Source organism: Roseateles sp. P5_E8, assembly GCF_054177665.1.
This window is the reverse complement of sequence record NZ_JBGCUM010000009.1, coordinates 47,162-64,300: the sequence shown is the minus strand read 5'-3', so window position 1 is coordinate 64,300 and position 17,139 is coordinate 47,162. Positions and strand designations below refer to the sequence as shown.

Below are 17,139 nucleotides of genomic sequence, written 5' to 3'. Positions count from 1 at the left end.
AGGCGGCGCGTTACGGCAGGCGTGGCCGGAACCCGGGCACGGTGGCATTGAAGAGCGTCACGGCTTCCTGCCTGCCGGGTTGGCAGACCATGGAGAAGTTCAGGATCTTGCGCGACGTCACATAGCCCAGGTAGAGATGCACATGCTCGCCCGCCACCTCCGACGCGAAGGACATCTCCAGCCCGACGCCACCGGTGTGCGGCTTGATGGCTTGTTGCAGCACCTGCACGGGCTTGGCGCTGGCCGCCTGGATGGCCGCGATGCGGCTGCTGATGCAGCGCTCGGCGATGTCTTGCGCCCGATCGTCCGGGATGTCGAAGAAGTCGGCCGAGATGATGATCGCGGCGCCGTCGTCGTCCGACTGGAAGTTCAGCGCGCCGTCTTCGTCAGTCGGGATCTGGTGCCACTTGGCGGCCAGCTCCAGCAGGAACTCCGAGTTGTCGTAGGTGCGCCTGTCCGGCGGCTGCGGCGCGGGTGGCGTCAGCGGGAAGCTGTACTTGAGGATGGTCATGACGAGGCCAGCCACGACGGCTTGCCCTTGTTCAGGAAGCTCTGCACGCCCTCGCGGCCCTCGTCGCTGGCGCGGATGTCGGCAATGCGCCGCGCCGTGTCGTCGCGCAGGTCCCGCGTGATCTCGCGGCCGGCCACGTCCTTGACGAGCCGTTTGCAGGCGCGCACGGCGGCGGGGCCGTTGGCGGCGATGGCGGCGACGAGTTCGTCGACCTTGGCGTCCAGCGCGTCGGCCGCGACGACTTCGTGCACCAGGCCCAGCGCCTTCGCCTCCGCTGCCGAGAAGCGCTCCGCCGTCACGAAATAGCGCCGCGAGGCCTGCTCACCGAGCGCCTTCACAACGTAGGGCCCGATGGTGGCCGGCAGCAGGCCCAGCTTGGCCTCGCTCAGGCAAAAGCCCGCCGTGTCCACTGCGACAACCACGTCGGCGCAGGCGACCAGGCCCACGCCGCCGGCGTACACGTCGCCCTGCACGCGCGCGATCACCGGCACCGGGCAGCTGTAGATGGCCCACAGCATGTCGGCCAGCCTGGTGGCGTCGGCGTGGTTCTCCTCCCACGAGTAGCCCGCCATCGCCTTCATCCAGTTCAGGTCGGCGCCGGCGCAGAAGGCCTTGCCTTCGGCGGCCAGCACGACGGCGCGCAACGTGTTGTCCTGGCCCAGCGTCGTGAACGCGTGCGTCAGCTCATTGATCAGCACCTCGTTGAAGGCGTTGCGGACCTCGGGGCGGTTCAGCGTGACGCGGGCTACGCGGCCCTCGATCGTGACGGTCAGGCAGGTGCTCATGGCGTGGCGAGGGTGGAATTCAGGGCGTGGAGCGGTTTGCACATCAGCACGGAACGGTAAGTCTTGCCCTGCCATTGCACGACGCCGACCTCGGTGTAGCCGCGACGGGCATAGCGTGCGCGCAGGGCTGCGGCGGGCTCGGCGGTGTCGAGGGCAATCTGATGATGGCCCTGGGACTGTGCCCAGGCCTCGGCGCCGTCGATGAGGCGTTCGGCGACGCCCTGGCCGCGCCAGTCGGGGTGCACGCCGAGCTGCGACAGGATGGCCGTGCCGGCCGTCGTGTACAGCGCTGGCGGCGGGTCGGCGATGTAGGCCTCGCCCGCGGGCTTGGGGCCGCGCACAGCCACCGTGCCGACGATGCGGCTGCCAGCGGTGGCTAAGAAGGCTTGCGCGCCATGCAGCCGCTGGCGCGTGACTTCGATGCTCTGGTCCACGGCGGTGAAGTTCCAGCCCTGGGCGGCCAGACTGGCGTAGGCCGCATGCAGCAATGCAGTCAGCTCGTCCAGCGTGTCTTCTCGCGTCAACGGTCGGACGGTAATCATGGAAAGTGCATTCATTCGCCTTGGCGAACGACCTGGTCAAGCGGTCTCAGCCATTGCTGCTTCTTCGCTTCGGCCAGATTGGCCAGGAAGGGCTCAAACACTTCATTGGGCACATAGGCCGGCTGGGGCCAGCCCTGTCCCGCAGCGCGATCCGACTGCAACTGGGCCAAGGCCGCCAGGCGCGCCACTGAAACATGTCGGGCGGCGGTGTAGGCGATGCGGCGCCAGCTGGATGCCGCCGCGCGCGCCTCCAGGAACTGCTTGAAGTCCGCGGGCGTCAAGCCGTAGGGATCAAGCAGCATCACGGTCAGGCGATCAATCTGGATCAGCGAGTCCTCGTCTGGGCTGTTGCGGCCGAGTTCGGGATTCGTGGCGCTGCCACCGCTCTTGCCGAGCAGGGCTCCGAACAGCGAGGTGCGGGCAACCGTCTGGTTCTCCTCGGTGAAGCCGGACAGGATCTGGGCGACTTCATGAGCCACCGCCATCAGGGCGCCGCGCGGATCGAGGCTACGCAGCAAGGGCAGCGTGATGACTGCACTCTGGTACTTGGCGCCCGCGTAGCTGGATTCGCTGTTCCATACCGCCAGGGAGATGCCGCAGTAAGGCAGCGCGGTCACCTCGGTGATCCTGCTCTCGTCGCCACGGTGATACTGCAGCTGGTAGGTGGGCGCCAGCTTGCGCGCCTCGTTGGTCAGGAGCCTGATCTTTTCCAGCTTCTCCCGAATGCCGTCAAGTTGCTCCTGGATGGCAAACGGGTTGAGAGTGACTGCTGGGGGGGCGGACTGACTCACCGAACCCGCTGCGGGTTCGACCGGCACCAGGCGATCACCGGGCCGCACGCCGGCCTGCCACAGCGGCGAGCCTGTCGGCACGGTGAGCCAGACGCGGTCGGCGGGCTTGGCCGAGAAGCGCTCCATCAGCAGGCTGCGGAACTTTGCGTCTGCTTCGTCCTTGGGTTCGCGCGTTGCGATGAGGTGGGCGCTGCCGCCGCCGCCCCACTGGACCAGGTTGGGGCACAGAGGTGCCGCTAGGCGGCTCAGCTCGAACAGCCGCGCCTGGAGATCCGCACTTTCAGCGGCAATGCGCAGGCGGTCCTCTGCCGGGAAGTCCTTGGGCTGTGCCGCCAGCGCGGCGCCCGTTGCAAGCCACAACCCGAGAATCGCCGCGAAATATCTTTTGCTCATTGAATCTACCTGGCGCCGGCGAGGCGCTCATTGCTACATCCGGAACACGCCGAACTTCGTCTCCGGGATGGGCGCATTCAACGACGCCGACAGCCCCAGCGCCAGCACGCGGCGCGTGTCGGCCGGGTCGATGACGCCGTCGTCCCACAGCCGGGCCGAGGCGTAGTAGGGGTGGCCCTGGTCTTCGTACTGCTGGCGCAGCGGCGCCTTGAAAGCTTCCTCCTCGTCGGCGCTCCAGGCGCCGCCCTTGGCCTCGATGGCGTCGCGGCGGATGGTGGACAGCACGCTGGCCGCCTGCTCGCCGCCCATCACCGAGATGCGCGCGTTGGGCCACATCCACAGGAAGCGTGGCGAGTAGGCGCGGCCGCACATGCCGTAGTTCCCGGCGCCAAAGCTGCCGCCGATGATGACGGTGAACTTCGGAACGGCGGCGCAGGCCACGGCGGTCACCATCTTGGCGCCGGCGCGGGCGATGCCGTCGTTCTCGTACTTGCGGCCGACCATGAAGCCGGTGATGTTCTGCAGGAAGACCAGTGGAATCTTGCGCTGGCAGCACAGCTCGATGAAGTGGGCGCCCTTGTTGGCGCTCTCGGCAAACAGGATGCCGTTGTTGGCGACGATGCCCACCGGCATGCCTTCGATGTGCGCAAAGCCACAGACCAGCGTGGCGCCATAGCGGGCCTTGAACTCGTCGAACTCGCTGCCGTCGACGATGCGGGCGATGACCTCGCGGATGTCGAAGGGCTTGCGCGTGTCGGTCGGGATGACGCCGTGCAGCTCGGCGGGGTCGGACAGCGGGGCCCGGGGTTCCTGCATCGCCAAGGGGTTGGTCTTGGACCAGTTCAATCGCGCCACCGACTGCCGCGCAATCGCCAGAGCATGCGTGTCGTTGTTGGCCAGGTGGTCGGCCACGCCGGACAGCCGCGTGTGCACGTCACCGCCGCCCAGGTCTTCGGCGGTGACGACCTCGCCCGTGGCAGCCTTCACCAGCGGCGGGCCGCCCAGGAAGATGGTGCCCTGGTTCTTGACGATGATGGTCTCGTCGCTCATCGCCGGCACGTAGGCGCCGCCGGCCGTGCACGAGCCCATGACGACGGCGATCTGCGGGATGCCCGCTGCCGACAGATTGGCCTGGTTGAAGAAGATGCGGCCGAAGTGGTCGCGGTCGGGGAACACTTCGTCTTGATTCGGCAGGTTGGCGCCACCGCTGTCGACCAGGTAGATGCAGGGCAGGCGGTTCTGCTGGGCGATCTCTTGCGCGCGCAGATGCTTCTTCACGGTGATGGGGTAGTAGGTGCCGCCCTTGACCGTCGCGTCGTTGCAGACGATGACGCACTCCACGCCCGACACGCGGCCGATGCCGGCCACCACGCCGCCACCCGGTGCCGCGTTGTCGTAGAGGTTCAGGCCGGCCAGCGGCGCCAGCTCCAGGAAGGGCGTGCCCGGGTCCAGCAGCATCTCGACGCGGTCGCGCGGCAATAACTTGCCGCGGGCGGTGTGCTTGGCGCGGGCCGCGTCGCCGCCGCCTTGGGCGATCTGCGCAAGCTTGGCGTTCAGGTCGTCGATCAGGCCGCGCATGGCGTCGGCATTGGCCTTGAAATCGGCCGAGCGGGGGTTGAGCTGGGTGTTCAGAACCGGCATGGGGTCTCCTCGGGTCTTGTGGTTTTGGGGCGCAGCGCTTGTGGCGCCTGCCTCCTCTATTTGGTCAGCGATTGGACCAGCACGGTCTCGCAGAGCTTGAACAGCAGCCAGGCCGCCATCGCGCCAACGCACGAGATCAGCAGCTCCAGCAACTGCCGGAGGCCGCCGTCCTGCAGGCCTTGCCAGCCATTGTCCGAGAGGAAGGCGGCGTTGACGCTCACCAGCCGCACGAGGTCCAGCGTCAGCAGGCCGAAGGCCATGAAGCTCACCGTCATCAGGCAGAAGCAGGCCCAGCGGTGCCGGCGCAGCCACGTGACAAAGTTCGGGAACGCGACCATCGGCCCTCCTCAAAACGCCAGCGGCATTCTGGACCATGGCTACCATCCACCTTCCTGCAGGGGAGTGGGAGGTCATATGAATACCTTGAGAGTCTGGCTGGCCGTGGGCCTGCTGGCGCTGAGTGGTGCGACCAGCGCGCAGACGCAGGCCGCCGATGCCGATTGGCGTTATGTCATCCAGCCGCGTGACACGCTGATCACGCTGACCGACGCCTGGCTCGCGCCGCCCAAGACCTGGCGCGACCTGCAGAAACTCAACCGCGTGCCCGACCCGCTGCGGCTGATGCCCGGTGCCACGCTGCGCATGCCCGTGGCCTGGCTGCGGCGCGAGGCCAGCGTGGCCGAGGCCGTGTTCGTGCGCGGCGACGTGCAGCGCCTGCGCGGTGCGGGCACCGAGCCACTGGCGGCGGGGGCCACGCTGCAGAGCGGCGACCGCGTCCGCACCGGCGCCCAGGCCAGCGCGTCCTTGCGCTTTGCCGATGGCTCGCGGCTGCTGATCCCGCCTGAGAGCGAGGTCACGCTGGAGCAGCTTCTCGTGCTCGGCCGCGGTGCCATCCCCGCCGTGCGCCTGGGCCTGGCCAAGGGCGGCGCAGACAGCCGCGTGGCGCCCAATGCCCAGCGCGTGCCGCTGTACGAACTGCGCACGCCACATGTCAACCTGGGCGTGCGCGGCACCGAGTTCCGCGTTCAGACGGCCGGCGGCCAGAGCCGCATGCAGGTGCTCTCCGGCGCCGTGCATGCCGGCGGCCTGGGCCCCGACGTGGCGACCGGCCAGGGCTTGCTGGCCGACGGCGCGGCGCGTTCCGTCGCCGCGCTGCTGCCGGCGCCCGACCTCGGCAGCCTGCCGCGCACCGCCGAGCGCCTGCCGTTGCGCCTGACCTGGGCGGCCTCGCCCACCGGTGCCGTGGCCTGGCGCGCCCAGCTCTTTCCGAAGGGCGACTTCGACCGCCTGATGCTCGACGCCCGCGTGACCGAGCCCGTGGTCGCCTGGGCCGAGGCACGCGAGCTGGCCGACGGCGACTACACGCTGCGCCTGCGCGCCATCGACGCGCGCGGCCAGGAGGGCGCCGCCGCCGATGCCGACATCAACCTGAAGGCCCGCCCCGAGCCGCCCTTCATCCAGTCACCTGCGGCCGGCGCCGTCAGCTACAACGGCGCGATGGCGCTGGCCTGGACGCGCAACACCGCCGCGCCCGACGTGCGGCTCCAGGTCGCGCGCGATGCCGAGTTCAAGGACCTGGCGTTGCAGCCGCCGCCCATTGACGCTGCCAATTTCGAGGCCAAGCTGCCTGACGGTGCCTACCACTGGCGCATCGCCTCGGTCGAAGCCGGCGGCCGCGCCGGGCCGTTCAGCGATGCGCAGACCTTCGAGATCCAGCCCCCACCGCCCGCGCCGCCGCCGGCCGAGCCCGACCTCAGCGGCGACCAGCTCAAGCTGCGCTGGCGTGCCGACAAGGGCGTCGTGCGCTACGAGCTGGAGTGGGCCAAGCTGGAGACCTTCGACGGCCCCGACCTTCAGCGCCTGACCACCGACAAGCCCGAGGTGACGATGGTCAAACCGTCCTGGGGCAAGTATTTCCTGCGCGCCCGGGCTTACAACGCGGCCGGCGTCGCGGGCCCCTGGAGCCAGACGCAGATGATCGAGGTGCCCTACCCGCGCTGGCTTTGGCTGCTGCCGCTCGCGTTGATCCCGCTGCTTTGAAACGCTGGACCTGGCTGGCCTTACCCGGCGCTTTGGCGCTTTGGGCATTGCTGAGCCTCGTCGGCGCCCAGCCGCGCGTGGACCGCGCCATCGGCGACCTGCTGGTGCGCGCTGCCGCGCCCGCGCCGGGCGAGACCGGCAGTGTCGTCGTCGACATCGACGACGCCTCGCTGCGCGCGCTGCGCCAGCCGCTGGGCGAGTGGCCGTACTCGCGCGAGGTCTATGCGCTGATGCTGGACTACCTGCGCCAGGCCGGCGCCCGCCTCGTCGTCATTGACATCGTCTTCGCCGGCCCACGCGAGGGCGATGCCCAACTGGCCAAGGCCCTCGCTGCCGAGCCGCCAGTGGTGCTGGCCGCGGCCGGCCTGCTGCCGGGCCAGCGCGTGGCCGTCGAGCTGGCAACCCCCAGCCCGGCCGAAGAGGCCGCGCTGCAGCGCGTCGGCGGCGCACCGGCCGGCAAGCCCTGGGCCGCGCTGACGGCGCCGCCCGACACGCTGCTGGACGCATTGACGGCGCGCGGCAGCCTGGGGCTGATCTCGGCGGCGCTGGACGACGACGGCCTGCTGCGCCGGCTGCCGCTGCTGCACCAAGTGCAGGGCCGCGCGCTGCCCAGCCTAGCCCTGGCCGCGCGGCTGCGGGCCGATGGTGCGACCGGCTGGCGCATCGAGGGCGGCGAGCTGATCGCCGGCGCACGCCGCTGGCCGGTCGACGAGCAGGCCCGCCTGCGCCTGCGCCTGCCCGTGATGTCGATGAAGGAGGGCGGCGAGCTGCCGCGCGTGAGCTGGCAGCGTCTGATGCGTGCGGCCCTCGGCGAGGTGGACGACGCGGACCTCGCGCGGCAGCTCGCCGGTCGCAGCGTCTTCGTCGGTAGCAGCGCGTTCTTCGCGGACGAGGTCATGCTGCCGGAAGGCCGGCTGTTCGGCGCGGCGCACAACGCGGCCGTCTTCGAGGCCCTGGGTGCCGAGCCGGCGCCGCTGCTGCACGAGCGTGGCGCCGCCGTCTGGGCGCTCAACGCCGTGCTGCTGGCCCTCGGCGCGCTGCCGCTGCTGCTGCGCCACCAGGCCTGGGCGGCCGGGCTGGCCATGCTGGCCATCGCCGCCGCCGCCTGGGCGGGCGTGCTGAACGGCCTGCTGCCCACGCCCGCGCCGGCCCTCTACCTGCTGGGCCTGGCCCTGCTGTTCGCCGCCATCGAGCACGAACGCCAGACCCAGGCACGCGAACGCGAGCTGACGCGCGAGCGCGAGCTGGCCGAGGCGCGCAGCCGCGCCAAGACCGAGCTGCTGGCCCAGGTCAGCCACGAGATGCGCACGCCGATGAACGCCGTGCTGGGCTTCTCCGACATCCTGGCCCGTTCGCCGCTCAAGCCCGACCAGGCGCATTACGTGGAGGTGCTGGGCCACGCCGGCCGCCAGGTCTTCGCCCTCATCAACGACCTGCTCGACAACGCCCGCATCGAGAGCGGCCGGCTGGAGCTGGCCACCCACCCCTTCAACCTCGTCGACCTCGTCGACCTGCAGCTCGAACTGCTGCGCGAGCGGGCGCAGAGCCAGAGCCTGTGGCTGCGCGTGTTCGCGCGCACCGAAGCCACCGGCTGGGTGCGGGGCGACCAGCAGCGCGTGGCGCAGATCGTCACCAACCTCGTCGGCAATGCGATCAAGTTCACCAAGGTGGGCGGCGTGACGGTGGAGCTGTCGCGTGGTGCGGACGGGCTGGTCGTCATCGCCGTGCAGGACACCGGCATCGGCATCGCGCCGGAGCGGCTGGAGCGCATCTTCCAGCCCTTCGCGCAGGCGGACGCGTCCATCGCGCGCGAGTTCGGCGGCACCGGCCTGGGCCTGTCCATCACGCGCAGCCTGGCGCGCCTGATGGGCGGCGACGTCAGCGTGAAAAGCCGCCCCGGCGAGGGCAGCCGCTTCGAGGTCAGCCTGAACCTGCCCGACACCGTGCCACCACATGCCGACGTGGGCAGCGACCCGCGCGTCGAGCGCGTCGCGCCCAGCCGCTCGCTGGCCCTGCTGCTGGCGGAGGACAACGACGTCAACGTGCTCGTCATCGAGGGCATGCTGGCGCCGCTGGGCCATCGCATCACCCGTGCGCGCGACGGCGAGCAGGCCGTGGCCGCGCTGCGCGAAGGGCAATTCGACCTGGTGCTGATGGACATGCTGATGCCCGTCGTCGACGGCCTGTCGGCCACGCGCCAATGGCGGGCCATCGAGGCCGCCGAGGGGCTGCCGCGCACGCCCATCGTCGCGCTGACGGCCAATGCCTTCGACTCCGACGTGCAGCAGTCGCTCGCCGCCGGCTGCGACGCCCACCTCACCAAGCCGCTCAGCCTGGCCGCGCTGCTGCAGGCGTTGGCGAAGTACGCGAGGGGATGAGGCCCCTCGCCCGGTCTCGCCGCGCTGGACGCGGGCGAGCCCAGTCGGCCCCCCGAGGGGGCGGCGATGCTCGCGGCATCGACCCGCGAGCACATCGCCATGGGCGGGCCGGCTTGGGAGCGGCCCGGCGCTCGGCCCGCAGTTCAGCGGCCGCCGCCTACAGCCGAAGCCGCTTGCACGCGGTATCGTGCATTGCCCCACTGCCCCTCCCGCCCCATGAGTGAACCCGTGATCGCGCCGCGAGATCCTGACACTGCCTTCATGGCGGGCGGCGGCGAGCTGGGCCAGCTCATGCGCGATCATGACTGGACCGCCACGCCGCTTGGCCCCCCGGCCCACTGGCCGCGCAGCCTCAAGACCGTCGTGCGCATCATGCTCACCTCGCGCCAGCCGATCTGGATCGGCTGGGGCCCCGAGCTGACCTATCTCTACAACGACCCCTACAAGGCCATCATTGGCGGCAAGCACCCGTGGGCGCTGGGCCTGCCGACGGCCACCGTCTGGCGCGAGATCTGGGGCGACATCCGCGGCCTGCTCGAAACCGCGATGAACGGCGATGGCATCTTTGCCGAGAGTCAGCTCCTCATCATGGAGCGCAACGGCTACCCCGAGGAGACCTACTACACCTTCTCGTACAGCCCCATCCCCGGCGACGACGGCCTGCCGGCGGGCATCATCTGCGCCAACTCCGACGAGACGCAGCGCGTCATCGGCGAACGCCAGCTCGCGCTGCTGCGCGAACTGGCCATGCGCGCTGCCGATGCGCGCACGGTCGACGAGGCGGTGCAGCGCTGTGCCCAGGCGTTGCAGACCAACCGCCGCGACCTGCCCTTCGCGCTGGTGCTGCTGCGCTCCCATGGCGAGTCGGCCTTCACGCTGGCCGCCGCCGCCGGTGCGCCGGGGCCCTGGCTGGAGGCGGCGCAGGCGCTGGATTTCGGCAGCGCGCCGTGGTGGGCGGACGAGGTGCTGGCGGCCCAGCGGCCGCAGGTGGTGCAGACCCTGCCGGCCGACATTGCCTGGCCCTGTGGGGACTGGCAGGAGGCGCCGCGCCAGGCCATGTTGCTGCCCATCCGGCCCTCTGGCGATACCGGCCAGGAGGGCGTGCTCGTCGTCGGCCTGAGCCCGCATCGCCTGCCCGGAGGTGGCTACACCGACTTCCTGCTGCTGGTGGCGCAGCAGCTCTCCGCCGCCATCGGCCACGCCCAGGCCTACGAGCTGCAGCGCCACAAGGCCGAGGAGCTGGCGCGGCTGGACCGCGCCAAGACGCAGTTCTTCTCCAACATCAGCCACGAGTTCCGCACCCCGCTGACGCTGATGCTGGGGCCGTTGCACGACGCGCTGAGCCAGGGCGGCCTGTCGCACGCGCAGCAGGAGCGCCTGACGATGGTGGAGCGCAACGCGCGCCGGCTGTCCAAGCTCGTCAACGCGCTGCTGGAGTTCTCGCGCATCGAGGCCGGCCGTGTCACGTCCACCTTCCGGCCCACCGACCTGGCCGCGTTGACCGGCGAGCTGGCCAGCACCTTCCGCTCGGCGATGGAGAAGGCTGGCCTGGTGTTCCGCGTCGCCTGCCCGACGTTGCCCATGCCGGTCTATGTCGACCGCGACCACTGGGAGCGCATCGTGTTGAACCTGCTGTCCAACGCGCTGAAGTACACGCTTCAGGGCGGCGTCAGCGTGCAGGTGACGGCCGAGAAGGGCATGGCCGTCGTGGCCATCGAGGACACCGGCGTCGGCGTGGCCGAGCACGAGGTGCCGCGGCTGTTCGAGCGCTTCCATCGCATCGAGGGCGGGCCGGCGCGCACGCACGAGGGCAGCGGTATCGGCCTGGCATTGGTGCAGGAACTGATGCGCCTGCACCATGGCGACATCGCCGTGGACAGCCAGCTCGGCCAAGGCACACGTTTCACGCTGCGGCTGCCCTTCGGCCACGCCCACCTGCCGGCCGATCAGGTCAGCCGCGACCGCGCCGAGGTGCCGAACGCCAGCCTGGCGCCCAGCTATGTGCAGGAGGCGCTGCGCTGGCTGCCGGGCGAGGATGCTGCCGAGGTGGTGGGCACGGGCGGGCCGGGCAACCCACTGGCCCAGATCGGCCAGCGCTACCGCACCACGCTGGGCGCGCGCATCGTCATTGCCGACGACAACGCCGACATGCGCCAGTACCTGCGTAGCCTGCTGGCGCCCTATTTCCGAGTCGAGGAGACGGCCGACGGCGAGCAGGCGCTGGCCGCCGTGAAGCGCGAGCGGCCGGCGCTGCTGCTGTCCGACGTGATGATGCCCAGGCTGGACGGCTTCGAGCTGCTGGCCGCGCTGCGCGCCGACGAGCGCACGCGCACGCTGCCCGTCGTGCTGCTGTCGGCCCGCGCCGGCGAGGAGGCGCAGATCGAGGGCCTGGGCGCCGGGGCGGACGACTACCTCGTCAAGCCCTTCACGGCGCGCGAGCTGCTGGCGCGCGTGTCGGCCCTCATCGAGCTGGACCGCCAGCGCCGCGCCGGCGAGGAGCAACTGCGGCTGTTCCTGGCCAATGCGCAGATGTTCACCTGGGACATCGATGCCGGCACCCTTCGGCTGACCCTCTCGGACAACGCCGCCGACGTGTTGGGCGCCGCGCCCGCCAGCCTTGAGACGGCTTTCGACCTCGTGCATGCCGACGATCTGCCGCGGTTTCGCGGCCAGATCGACGTGGCCTTGCGCGAAGGCCTCGCCTTCACCGAAGAGATCCGCATCCTGCGGCCGGACAACGGCGAGGAGCGCTGGCTGGAGGTCAGGGCGGTGCCGGTGCGCGCCGGCCCGGGCGCGGTGGCCGGCATCAGCGGGCTGACCTTCGACGTCACCGACCGCAAGCAGATGGAGCATGCGCTGCGCGAGTCCGACCGCCGCAAGGACGAGTTCCTCGCCATGCTGGCCCACGAGCTGCGCAACCCGCTGGCGCCCATCCGCAACTCGGCCGAGCTGATGCTGCGCACCCTGCCCAGCGAGGCGCCGGCGCGCCGCGCGGTCGAGATCATCAACCGCCAGGTGCAGCAGATGACGCGCATGGTGGACGACCTGCTCGACGTGTCGCGCATCACCCATGGCCGCATCGAGCTGGAATGCCTGCCGGTGGACCTGGCCGCCGTCATCGCCTCGGCGGTCGAGGCTGCCGGGCCGGCCATGCAGGAGCGTCGGCACCGGCTGACGGTCCAGGCACCGGCGCCGGCGCCGCTGGCCGCGCTGGCGGTGCTGGGAGACGCCGCCCGGCTTGAGCAGTGCGTCGTCAACCTGCTGTCAAACGCCGCCAAGTACACCGATCCGGGTGGCGACGTCCACCTGGCGCTGCTGCGCGACGCCGACGAGGCCGTCATTCGCGTGCAGGACAGCGGCGCCGGCATCGCGCCCGACGTGCTGCCCATCGTCTTCGACCTCTTCGTGCAGAGTGCCCGCACGCTGGATCGGGCCCAGGGGGGGCTGGGCATCGGCCTGTCCGTCGTGCGACGCCTGGTGGACATGCACGGCGGCCAGGTCAAGGCCAGCAGCCCGGGGGCTGGCGCAGGCGCCACCTTCGAGATCCGCCTGCCGCTGACGACGCTGGCGGCACCCGCCGGTGCGGTGGTGCCCACGGCCGACCCGCCGCCGCGCCGGGTGCTGCTCATCGATGACAACGAGGACGCCGCCGAGTCCCTGGCCCTGATGCTGCGCGCCGACGGCCATGAGGTGCAGACCGGTTTCAGCGCCGACGACGCGCTGACGATGGCCGTCGCCTGGCGGCCCGACGTCGTGCTGCTGGACATCGGCCTGCCGCACATGGATGGCTACGAGGTGGTCCGACGCCTGCGCGCCGACCCGTCGGCCGCGTCGATGCGCCTCGTCGCGCTGACCGGCTACGGCCGGCCGGAGGACTTGCTGCGTTCGGCCCAGGCGGGTTTTGACGGTCATCTTGTCAAGCCGGTCGCCATGGACGCGCTGGCAAAGGCCATTCAGCCGGCCACAGCAAGCGGTATACCTGACTGATGTACTGGGACGCTGCTTGTGGCTAGAGTCGCCGCGTCCCACACCCAAAGGCCCCCCGATGATCAATCTGACCGTGAACGGTCGCGCCGTCTCGCTCGACGCCGACCCCGACATGCCCTTGCTTTGGGCCGTGCGAGAGGAGCTGCAGCTCACCGGCAGCAAATTCGGCTGCGGTGCGGCGCAATGCGGCGCCTGCACCATGCATGTGGGAGGCAGCCCAGTGCGCGCCTGCATGACGCCGGTTTCCTCGGTACAAGGCCCGGTGACGACCATCGAGGGCATCGCCAACGACAAGGTCGGCCAGGCGGTGCAGGCCACCTGGGTCGAGCATGACGTGGCCCAGTGCGGCTACTGTCAGAGCGGCCAGGTGATGAGCGCCGTGGCCCTGCTGAAGAACAACAAGAAGCCCAGCGACGCCCAGATCGACGAAGCCATGGCCGGCAACATCTGCCGCTGTGGCACCTACACCCGCATTCGCGCCGCCATCCATGCGGCTGCGGGCAAGCTTGCTTGAAGGGGCTCACATGCTGAATCCACGTCGCATTGATCAAGCCCTGACCGGCGGACTGTCCCGCCGCAGCTTTGTCACCACCACCGTCGGCGGCGCCGTCGGCCTGGCCTTGTTGCCCGGCATGAGCGGCGCGCAGGCGCCCAAGCCCGGCGCCAAGCCGACCGAGCAGCCGCTCGCCTTCGTCACCATCGCCCAGGACGGCACCACCACCATCCTGTGCAACCGCATGGACATGGGCCAGGGTATCGAGACTGGCCTGGCCATGATCTGCGCCGAGGAGCTGGACGCGGACTGGAGCAAGGTCCGCACCGGCTTCGGCGACCAGAAGGGCGCCTACGTCGACCCGCTGTTCGGCATGCACCTGACCGGCGGCTCCAACTCGGTGAAGAACAGCTACCAGCAGTACCGCGAGCTGGGCGCCCGCACCAAGGCCATGCTGGTGGGCGCGGCGGCCGAGAGCTGGGGTGTGCCGGCGTCGTCACTGAAAGCCGAGAACGGTGTGATCTCGGGCGGTGGCAAGAGCGCCGGCTACGGCGAGTTCTTCGACGCGGCGATGAAGCAGGCCGTGCCCGAGGCCATCACGCTGAAGGACCCGAAGAACTTCAAGCTCATCGGCAAGCCCACCGGCCTGGTCGTCAGCCAGGCCAAGAGCACCGGCGCCCAGGCCTACGGCATGGACGTGCAACTGCCGGGCATGGCCGTGGCCGTCATCCAGCGGCCGCCGGTCTTCAACGGCAAGGTGGCCAAGCTCGATGCCAGCGAGGCGCTCAAGGTCAAGGGTGTCAAGGCCGTGCTGCCGGTGACGCTGGACCGTGGCGGCCAGGGCGTGGCCGTGGTGGCCAGCGGCTACTGGGCCGCCAAGAAGGGCCGCGATGCGCTCAAGGTCGACTGGGATCTGGGCGGCCTGGCCAAGCCCGACACGGCGGCGTTGACCAAGCAATACCTGGCGCTCGCCAAGACGGCCGGCACGCCCGCGCCCAAGCCTGAGTTCCAGGCCGACGTGAGCGGCTGGGCCAAGGCGCCCAAGAAGATCACCGCCGACTTCGTCTTCCCCTACCTCAACCACGCGCAGATGGAGCCGCTGGCCTGCACGGTGGACCTGAAGGCCGACCGCTGCGACGTCTATTTCGCGTCGCAGATGCCCGGCCTCGACGCGATGAGCATCGCCAAGACGGTGGGCCTGAAACCCGAGCAGGTGCAGATCAACGTGCAGATGGCCGGCGGCGGCTTCGGCCGGCGCGCCACGCCCGCGAGCGAATGGCCGCGCGAGGCAGCGGCCGTGGCGTTGGCGCTGGCCCAGGCCGGCAAGCCCATGCCGGTCAAGGTGATCTGGAGCCGTGAGGACGACGTCAAGGCCGGCTACTACCGACCCATGACCGTGCACCGCGCCGAGATCGGCTTCGACGCGACCGGCAAGGTCCTGGGCTGGCAGCACCGCATCGTCAGCCAGAGCATCCTCAAGGGCACGCCGCTGGAAGGCTTTGGCTACCAGAAGGGCGTGGATGGCACGACGACCGAGGGCATGCGCGACCCCTACGAGATCCCGATGAACCTCAGCGTGCACCACCCGGACGTCAACGTGCCGGTGCTGTGGTGGCGCTCGGTGGGCTCCACGCACACGGCCTATGTGATGGAGACGCTGGTCGACGAGATCGCCTTTGCAACGAAGCAGGACCCGGTGGCGTACCGGCTCAAGCTGATGGCGGGCAACGCCAAGGCCGAGCGCCACCGCCTGGCCTTGCAAGCGGCGGTGGACAAGAGCGGCTACGGCAAGCGCAAGCTGAAAGCCGGCCAGGCCTGGGGCGTGGCGGTGCACGAGAGCTTCGAGTCGGTCGTCGCTTATGTCGTCGTCGCCCACCTGAAGGGCAAAGGCAAGGACCGCCAGGCCGTGTTGGACGAGGTGCATGCCGGCGTGCACTGCAACCTCTGCGTGAACCCGCGCTCCGTGGAGACGCAGGTGCAGGGCGCGGCCATCATGGCCCTGGCCACGACGATGCCGACCCACCGCGTCACGTTCAAGGACGGCGTGGTCGAGCAGAACAACTTCTACGACATGGCCATGCCGCGCATCACGGACGCACCCAAGGTGATGACGGTCAGCGTCGTGCCCAGCAACGACCCGCCCAAGGGTATGGGCGAACCGGGCCTGCCGGCGCTGGCCCCGGCATTCGCCAACGCCGTGGCGCGGCTGACCGGCCAACGCCAGCGCGAGCTGCCCTTCCGCTTCGCCTGAAGTTTTCGTGCATGAAAAAGGCGGGCCCTCGGGCCCGCCTTGTCATTGGGGTCTTGCTTCAGCGCTTGTTGCGGCGACGCACGCCGGCTGCAGCCAGCAGGGCCGTCAGCGTCAGGCCGACGGTCATGGGTTCGGGCAGCTCCACGGCCTGGGCGCGGGCGATGGGTTCGCCGCCGCCAGGGAAGGGGTCACCCGAGCGCGCGCCGGCACCGCAGTAGGACGTGAAAGCCTCGCCGGTGGGTGGGCCTTCCGGCCCTTCCGCAACGCGGGCTGCAACGCCTTCCTGGTTCTTGTTGCCCTGCAGATAGGCCGTGCAGATCCCGGTCGTGAGGACGTTGCCCGAGGCGATGGACGTCATCACATAGGAGATGTTGTAGTCGCCTGGACCGAGGTCGATGTCGTAGCCGCCGCCCGCGATGCCATAGCTGTAGTAGCCGGAGCCGGTATTGAAGTTGCTGGACACTGACCGCGTGCCGTTGGATTCGTGGCTCTTTGTGATTGAGCCGTTTTCGCCGACCTCGGCGCTCCAGGCCTCGTCAAGGTAGGTAACGCTGGTGCCAGCCGCGTCCGTGATGACGAGCTGGATCGTCAGGCTGGCCTTCTGAAACTCGCCGCTGCTGAAGGCCGTGCTACCGAAGGCGCCAACTTCACCAGGGTTGATGAAGAAGGAAAAGGTGTCGCCGGGATCGGCGATGGACAGCAAGCCCGAGACCGACGCGACGCCCTGGGCGTAGTAGGTGTTCTCACCGGATGAGCGGCTGCCGAAACTGATGAAGCCTGAGTCGAAGCACGAGTAGGCGTGGATGCCGATGTTGTTGATGCCGCTGCCGTTGAACTCCAGCGCGTCAGTGCCGCTGAAGGGCTGCAGGCTGCCGCAATTCGACGTGCCGGCTGCGGTGCCCCCGGGGCCGGCGGAACTGCCCAGGTTGTAGGAGCCGCTGCCGGCATAGGTCAGGGCGGCCCAGGCGGGCACGGACAGGGCGGCCAGCGTGGCGGCCAGGCAGAGGGTCTTGAGGGCGTGCATGGCGGCTCCGGGGTCGTGTGCGGCGATGCTAGGTGCCGACGCAGGCCTTGTGTGTCCCAGGCTTCGGGGTCACCCCCTCAAATGGGGGTGGGGGCTGAAGCGGGTGGATAACCGGCTTCGGTGAGCGCGGTGGCGAGCGCGTCACGGGGCAGGGCGCTGTCGACCTGGGCGGTCTTCGTCTGGAGGTCGACGCCGACGCGGGCCTGGGCGTCGGCCGCCTGCAAGGCCTCGGTGATGGCCGCGACGCAATGGCCGCAGCTCATGTCGGGCAGGGTGAACCGGTGCATGGTGAAATTCCTGGTG

At 70.0% G+C, this 17,139-nt stretch carries 13 protein-coding genes; 5 read left to right on the top strand and 8 right to left on the bottom strand.

Annotated features, from left to right (window positions below; translation table 11 throughout):
- Positions 1–10: 10 nt before the first annotated feature.
- The 6 genes from ACXRVZ_RS07585 to ACXRVZ_RS07560 all read right to left on the bottom strand — a co-directional run bounded on the left by ACXRVZ_RS07585 (position 11) and on the right by ACXRVZ_RS07560 (position 5,001).
- The gene (locus tag ACXRVZ_RS07585) at positions 11–511 is read right to left on the bottom strand and encodes a hypothetical protein (RefSeq protein WP_457421816.1); all 501 of its coding nucleotides are present in this window, start codon (positions 509–511) and stop codon (positions 11–13) included.
- Positions 508–1,296: an enoyl-CoA hydratase/isomerase family protein gene (locus ACXRVZ_RS07580; RefSeq protein ID WP_457421814.1), complete on the bottom strand. Its 789-nt coding sequence runs from the start codon at positions 1,294–1,296 to the stop codon at positions 508–510. The genes ACXRVZ_RS07585 and ACXRVZ_RS07580 overlap by 4 nt, the downstream gene beginning before the upstream one ends.
- A complete protein-coding gene (locus ACXRVZ_RS07575; RefSeq protein WP_457421812.1) occupies positions 1,293–1,838 on the bottom strand; it encodes a GNAT family N-acetyltransferase in 546 nt (181 codons plus the stop codon). The genes ACXRVZ_RS07580 and ACXRVZ_RS07575 overlap by 4 nt, the downstream gene beginning before the upstream one ends.
- An 11-nt stretch (positions 1,839–1,849) precedes the next feature.
- Positions 1,850–2,755: a hypothetical protein gene (locus ACXRVZ_RS07570; protein ID WP_458232280.1), complete on the bottom strand. Its 906-nt coding sequence runs from the start codon at positions 2,753–2,755 to the stop codon at positions 1,850–1,852.
- A 300-nt stretch (positions 2,756–3,055) separates the two neighbouring features.
- The gene (locus tag ACXRVZ_RS07565) at positions 3,056–4,663 is read right to left on the bottom strand and encodes a carboxyl transferase domain-containing protein (protein ID WP_457421808.1); all 1,608 of its coding nucleotides are present in this window, start codon (positions 4,661–4,663) and stop codon (positions 3,056–3,058) included.
- 56 nt (positions 4,664–4,719) lie between these two features.
- Entirely contained in the window at positions 4,720–5,001 is a 282-nt protein-coding gene (locus tag ACXRVZ_RS07560; RefSeq protein ID WP_457421806.1) for a hypothetical protein, read from the bottom strand.
- A gap of 76 nt (positions 5,002–5,077) precedes the next feature.
- Here ACXRVZ_RS07560 and ACXRVZ_RS07555 point away from each other — a divergent pair, with 76 nt between their 5' ends.
- The 5 genes from ACXRVZ_RS07555 (at position 5,078) to ACXRVZ_RS07535 (ending at position 15,812) form a co-directional block, all read left to right on the top strand.
- Entirely contained in the window at positions 5,078–6,703 is a 1,626-nt protein-coding gene (locus ACXRVZ_RS07555) for a FecR domain-containing protein (RefSeq protein WP_457421804.1), read from the top strand.
- The gene (locus ACXRVZ_RS07550) at positions 6,700–9,081 is read left to right on the top strand and encodes a CHASE2 domain-containing protein (RefSeq protein ID WP_457421802.1); all 2,382 of its coding nucleotides are present in this window, start codon (positions 6,700–6,702) and stop codon (positions 9,079–9,081) included. Before ACXRVZ_RS07555 ends, ACXRVZ_RS07550 begins: the two co-directional genes overlap by 4 nt.
- 216 nt (positions 9,082–9,297) lie before the next feature.
- Positions 9,298–13,068: an ATP-binding protein gene (locus ACXRVZ_RS07545; RefSeq protein ID WP_457421800.1), complete on the top strand. Its 3,771-nt coding sequence runs from the start codon at positions 9,298–9,300 to the stop codon at positions 13,066–13,068.
- A gap of 58 nt (positions 13,069–13,126) precedes the next feature.
- Positions 13,127–13,582 (top strand): (2Fe-2S)-binding protein, encoded by a 456-nt coding sequence (locus ACXRVZ_RS07540; RefSeq protein WP_457421798.1) that lies wholly within the window; start codon positions 13,127–13,129, stop codon positions 13,580–13,582.
- Positions 13,583–13,592: 10 nt separating this feature from the next.
- The gene (locus tag ACXRVZ_RS07535; RefSeq protein WP_457421796.1) at positions 13,593–15,812 is read left to right on the top strand and encodes a molybdopterin cofactor-binding domain-containing protein; all 2,220 of its coding nucleotides are present in this window, start codon (positions 13,593–13,595) and stop codon (positions 15,810–15,812) included.
- Between the two features lie 58 nt (positions 15,813–15,870).
- Here ACXRVZ_RS07535 and ACXRVZ_RS07530 read toward each other — a convergent pair whose 3' ends face one another.
- Entirely contained in the window at positions 15,871–16,836 is a 966-nt protein-coding gene (locus ACXRVZ_RS07530) for a PEP-CTERM sorting domain-containing protein (protein WP_457421794.1), read from the bottom strand.
- A gap of 77 nt (positions 16,837–16,913) precedes the next feature.
- A complete protein-coding gene (locus ACXRVZ_RS07525; RefSeq protein ID WP_457421792.1) occupies positions 16,914–17,123 on the bottom strand; it encodes a heavy-metal-associated domain-containing protein in 210 nt (69 codons plus the stop codon).
- Positions 17,124–17,139 lie beyond the last annotated feature (16 nt).